The organism is Parolsenella sp. (assembly GCF_982402205.1).
On sequence record NZ_CEVYAT010000216.1, the window covers coordinates 1 to 1,661 of the forward strand.

Annotated in this window: 2 protein-coding genes; both read right to left on the minus strand. The window is 66.5% G+C overall.

Translation table 11 applies throughout. The features are described from left to right. Positions 1-296 (minus strand): tRNA-dihydrouridine synthase (locus AC1VTH_RS08160; protein ID WP_481335681.1); only part of this gene is annotated, 296 nt, incomplete at its 3' end. A 765-nt stretch (positions 297-1,061) separates the two neighbouring features. Continuing rightward, entirely contained in the window at positions 1,062-1,454 is a 393-nt protein-coding gene (locus AC1VTH_RS08165) for a desulfoferrodoxin family protein (RefSeq protein ID WP_481335682.1), read from the minus strand. Positions 1,455-1,661 lie beyond the last annotated feature (207 nt).

Here is a 1,661-nt window from a genome sequence, read left to right on the forward strand (position 1 = left end):
GTGCCCGAGGGGCAGCCCAGATTGAGGTTGACCTCGCGATAGCCCATCTGCGCGAGCAGCCCAGCGGCCCACACGAAGCGGTCGGCATCGCAGGTGAGCAGTTGCGGAGTCACATCGAGCCCCTCGTTGGTCTGCGGGTCGAGCTCCTTCTTGGCACGTCCCACGAAGCCCTTACCCACGTGCGGCGGCGCCACAAAGGGCGTGTAATAGCGGCTCAGAGGGCCAAAGCAGGCGGCGTGGACGCGCCTGAACACGTGGCCCGTGACCCCCTCCATGGGGGCAAGCGACAAGATCATCTGGTTTTCTCCCCCCACTCCAACGGCTGGTCGGGAATTCTAACCGAGCAACGGACAGGCCATGTCAGGCAATCGGGCGGCGACAGGCGCCTCGCCCAGGTGGCCGGCAGCCAACGCGCCGGCCGGCAAGCGGCACGTCCAAGGATAGGCTCCGGCGGGCGCCCACGCCAACGCCCTCGCGCAAATTCCGCGCATTCCCAACTTGTTCGGTAGTAACAACCGGTTGTTAGGATGGGCGGCACCGCTAGGACCAGGCCCATTGCCCAACGAGAGCGAGAGGAACATGAAGGACTTTTCGCTTCGCAACGACACCAGGCTGCCGATACGCAACGACTCCGTGCCCGAGCTCGCCGCGCTGTGCGCGGATAGGCGCGTGCTGCTTGTCTACGGCGACGGCTCCGTCAAGGAGGCAGGCCGGCATGTCTCCCTTGCCGGCATCGACGCCCTCGAGACCTTTGAGCGCGAGATGGACCTGCCCACGCACCTCTCCGAGCTGGGCGGCGACGTGAGCGACGAGACGCTGCGGCTGTGGCCAACACCGTCGTGCTCACCGGCGCCTGCGCCAAGAGGATTCTGCCCGCGAGCTTTGGCGGGTCTTCAGGTGTCCGGGCGCGAGGCAAAAGTAGGGCGGCCGCGAGTTCGCCCGCGGCCGCCCAACAGCGTGCCAGAGAGACAGTTCCTCTGGCCCGTAGATCCCCAGCAAATACCTCACAAGGTTCAGTGCCCAAGACCACGGGGACAAAAGACACGTCCCCTTGTCCCCGGCTAGGCCGTGAAGACTGCCTTCCACAAGCCATGGAGGTTGCAGTACTCGTAGACCACGGCATCGCACGGCGGCACGCAGAACGTTGCCTCGGGGGCCTCCCCCGGCTGCAGGAACTTGACCTCGACCTTGCCGTTGCCGCGGTCGAGCGCGATGAAGGCGATGTGATGCTCGGGCAGCATCGGGTGGGCCACCTCGCCCACGCGCGCCACGAGCCTGTCACCCTCGACGGAAAGCGCCGGCACATGCTTCTCGCGCGCGGCGTCAACCGTGTTGGCGACAAGCGCCACGCACGGCTCGCCGCAGCAGGAGGGCGTGCAGTCGCACTCGGCGTCCACGACCTTCCAGAACACCTCGCCGCACTTCTTGCACTTGTAGAACTTGAGCTCGCTCATGGACCGCTCCTCTCTCGCGTGGCGCCCGCGACCGACGCGGGCCCTCATGGAGAGTCTGCCCACGAAAGCGGCACGCGTAACGCGCGGACCCCCGCGAATCAACGCAAGGGTCCACGCGGTGCGATTCCTCAGCTATGGGAGACGAGCGTAACGGGCAGGCACCCGCAACGCCCACACGCCGGAAGCGGCGAGCAGCCGCTATGACAC

What these genes read in the sequence shown, in the direction of transcription:
- AC1VTH_RS08165 (WP_481335682.1), bottom strand. Translation starts at nt 1,454, where the DNA reads ATGAGCGAGCTCAAGTTCTACAAGTGCAAGAAGTGCGGCGAGGTGTTC.